Source organism: Alteromonas sp. ALT199 (assembly GCF_018619335.1).
In the GTDB taxonomy this organism is placed as follows: Bacteria; Pseudomonadota; Gammaproteobacteria; order Enterobacterales; family Alteromonadaceae; genus Alteromonas.
Map to the genome: position 1 here is coordinate 1 of NZ_JAHHDX010000088.1, position 3,526 is coordinate 3,526.

Below are 3,526 nucleotides of genomic sequence, written 5' to 3' on the forward strand. Positions count from 1 at the left end.
TATAGAAGAGCGCTATATTGCTAAGTAATCATTAAATATTTCATTTTTATGTCACTTTTGTGTCAGTGCTCTTGATCCTTATACTAAAGTATATATCCTACGCACAAATTTCCGTTATACGTAGTGTGTTTTGCTTTACCAATATCGTTTTTCTTTGTGCCTTATATCGAGTGCCTTCTTTGCGTTACTTTTCTCCTCGGCTGCGTTGGCTTCTAAGGTAGACGCTAAGCAAGAGTCTTACGAGACCTTGCCCGCTTACAATGGCGACGGTCTAGTGTTTCATAGTGACAACAACGGCTTTTCGCTACGCGCGCGGGGGCGAGTACAGTTTCGCTATGCCAACCCTGGCATTGGCCAGCCAACTGAACTTGCCGACTTTAACCACAACGCTGGTAATCAATTCGGTATTAACAGGGCGCGAGTTAAGTTAGACGGTCACATTGCTATGCAGTGGATTAACTACGCTGTGGAATACGATGCCGTCGATCAGCGCACGCTGAGTGCGACGCTCGCCTTTGAAAAGTATGATGCGCTTCGGTTTAAGTTCGGTCAGTGGAAAGTTGAATATTCCAGAGAGCGCAGTGTGAGCAGCGGCGGTCAACAAATGATGGATCGTTCTATCATCAATAGAATATTCACACTAGACAGGCAAATGGGCGCTTCTATCTACGGTTATATCGATAACGGCGGTGCTGCTAATTTCAATTACTGGGCAGGTGTGTTTAATGGTTCAGGTCGTGGTGACTATAGTAATCATGACGGTGAGGCCATGTATTCGGGTCGACTGCAGTGGAATTTTTTAGGTAAAGAAGTCGGTTTTAAAAATAGCGACATTGCTCGTTCATCTACTCCGAAAGCCGCGATAGCTATCGCTGGCGCTAGGTTTAAAAGTCAATTCACGCGTTTCTCTTCATCTGGAGCAGGTAATTTGACCCACTTTGATGAAGGTGAAACTGAAGGGCAGTACGATATTCGGCAGTTTTTGATTGATGGTGCGTACTTTTATCAAGGCTTTAACGCGCAGGCGGAATATCACGAAAAAGAAATCGTGGACGCAGCTAATGACAACATCAAAACAACATTGCGCGGATATTACGTTCAAGCTGGCTACTTTTTAAATGAGTCATTAAGCTGGTGGCCCAAGCCTTTAGAAGTTGCAGTGCGCTATGCTACCTATTCACCTAATACTAGCGAAAAAGACGAAGATTTTTACGAAAAATCACTGGCGTTTAACTGGTTTTTTAATGGTCATGGCAACAAACTTACTGCGCAGGTAAGCCGAATCTCTCTTGATCAGTTCGACACTGAAGTCGGCGATAGTACAATCTATTCACTGCAGTGGGATATAAGCTTTTAGCCTTGCACTAGACATACACGGCCGTACTTTGCATTTACCGTAACGGCTTAACCCAGCGAACAGAGTTATGTCTGTATAGTCGACTCGATAATGATTAGTGCTATGATACTGTCAAATTCGCTTATCGCCAGGCATAACCCTCATGCAGGAAAGTACTAAACTTAACTATGTTGAATTTGCATCCCTTGATCTAGAACGTTCAAAAGCCTTTTTCGAAAATGCTTTTAACTGGTGCTTTACTGACTACGGTAGTGAGTATAGTGCCTTTAGTAATGCAGGGTTAGAGGGTGGCATATTCGCAGCGGAACGGGTTTCAAAAGCAGAGAGCGGGGCGCCCTTGTTAGTACTCTATGCCGGTAACATTGCTAAAGTACAGTACAATGTAGAAAGCGCGGGCGGAACAATTACCAAACCCTTATTTGATTTTCCCGGTGGTTGCCGTTTTCATTTTGTAGAGCCTGGTGGCAATGAGCTTGCTGTTTGGTCTGAGTCGGCTAACTAGTATCATACTCTTTTCTAGTGTTTTACGTACATTACGAGGAATACTAGAAATAAAAAACGCCTTACCAGTCACTGGTAAGGCGTTTTAGACTTTACTAAGTAAAACTAAGTTTTAGTTTTGCTCAAGCACAATGCGCAACATTCTGCGAAGTGGCTCTGCAGCACCCCATAAAAGCTGATCGCCAACGGTGAACGCTGAGATATACTCAGGGCCCATGTTAAGCTTGCGAATTCGACCTACTGGAATAGACAGGGTACCGGTAACTTTGGCAGGCGTGAGTTCCTGCATAGTCACTTCACGATCATCAGGCACGACTTTTACCCAATCATTGTGTTTCGCTAAGATTTCTTCAATCTCGCTAACTGGTAAGTCTTTTTTAAGCTTAAGGGTAATCGCTTGGCTGTGACAGCGCATGGCACCAACGCGTACACAAATACCATCGATAGGCACTTCACTGCCGTTAATACCCAAAATCTTGTTAGCTTCGGCTTGGGCTTTCCACTCTTCACGGCTTTGTCCAGATGGAAGCTGTGAGTCGATATACGGAATTAAGCTTCCTGCAAGAGGAACCCCGAACTGCTCGCTTGGGTATTCTGAGCTTCGAATAAATTCAGATACCTGCTGATCGATATCCAATATAGCAGTAGCCGGATCTTCCACTTTATCTTTTACATTGCTATGAATAGCGCCCATTTGGCTAATAAGTTCACGCATATGTTTAGCGCCAGACCCTGAAGCCGCTTGGTAGGTCATCGGAGATGCCCATTCAACAAGGTCTTGTTCAAATAAGCCGCCTAGAGCCAACAGCATAAGTGACACTGTGCAGTTTCCGCCGACGTATGTACGAATACCTTTTTCAATGCCACTATCAATTTCTTTACGGTTCACTGGGTCTAGTACAATAATCGCATCGTCTTTCATGCGAAGGGCCGACGCTGCGTCAATCCAATAGCCATTCCAGCCTGACGCGCGAAGATCATCATAAACGGCTTTCGTGTAATCACCGCCCTGACAAGTAATAATAATATCTTGTTTTGATAGCGCTTCGATGTCGTGGGCATCTTCTAAAACACCAGTGTCTTTGCCAGCAAAGTTTGGCGCTGCAATACCTTTTTGAGAGGTGGTAAAAAAGGTGGGCTCAATGTGCGCGAAATCTTGCTCTTCTTGCATGCGCTGCATTAATACTGAGCCAACCATACCGCGCCAGCCCACTAAACCTACTTTTTGTTGTGACATTAACTTGAGAACCCTTGTTTCTAAAATGAAAAGTACCTCATCATATGTATGTTGAAACCACGCGCAGTACACCACAATTCAAAAATGGTTAAGGCTACCTGCATAGCATACATAAGATGGCGAACGCCTCGCTCGAAAGCCGGCGTAATACCTGTCGTTTTTATTTTTGTCTTCGCAGTCTAAGTGTTATTGAAGGCGCTGGCTAGGTGGTTTTTATAAATTATCTGTCGCTGATATAAGCATTTTAGAAATGAGTTAAAATAAGAGGTTTATTATATAGATTCTATTGAAGCTGCTTTAACCAAAGTTACTATTATCGAAAGGAAGTTTGATTGTTAATCTAAGATAAAGGCTATCGTTGCTTTAAAGGCAAACAGCCGTAAATTAAATTTAGTATTAGCCGATGAGAAATGACAATGAAAACAGTATTA

The 3,526-nt window shown here is 43.4% G+C and carries 3 protein-coding genes; 2 read left to right on the forward strand and 1 reads right to left on the reverse strand.

What is annotated here, in order from left to right:
* Positions 1–130 precede the first annotated feature (130 nt).
* Entirely contained in the window at positions 131–1,357 is a 1,227-nt protein-coding gene (locus KL866_RS09205) for a porin (protein WP_214994756.1), read from the forward strand.
* Positions 1,358–1,499: 142 nt separating this feature from the next.
* The gene (locus KL866_RS09210; protein ID WP_025254617.1) at positions 1,500–1,859 is read left to right on the forward strand and encodes a VOC family protein; all 360 of its coding nucleotides are present in this window, start codon (positions 1,500–1,502) and stop codon (positions 1,857–1,859) included.
* A 111-nt stretch (positions 1,860–1,970) separates the two neighbouring features.
* Here KL866_RS09210 and asd read toward each other — a convergent pair whose 3' ends face one another.
* Entirely contained in the window at positions 1,971–3,095 is a 1,125-nt protein-coding gene (gene asd / locus KL866_RS09215; RefSeq protein ID WP_214994758.1) for an aspartate-semialdehyde dehydrogenase, read from the reverse strand.
* Positions 3,096–3,526 lie beyond the last annotated feature (431 nt).

What these genes read in the sequence shown, in the direction of transcription:
- KL866_RS09210 (WP_025254617.1), top strand. Translation starts at nt 1,500, where the DNA reads ATGCAGGAAAGTACTAAACTTAACTATGTTGAATTTGCATCCCTTGAT.
- asd (WP_214994758.1), bottom strand. Translation starts at nt 3,095, where the DNA reads ATGTCACAACAAAAAGTAGGTTTAGTGGGCTGGCGCGGTATGGTTGGC.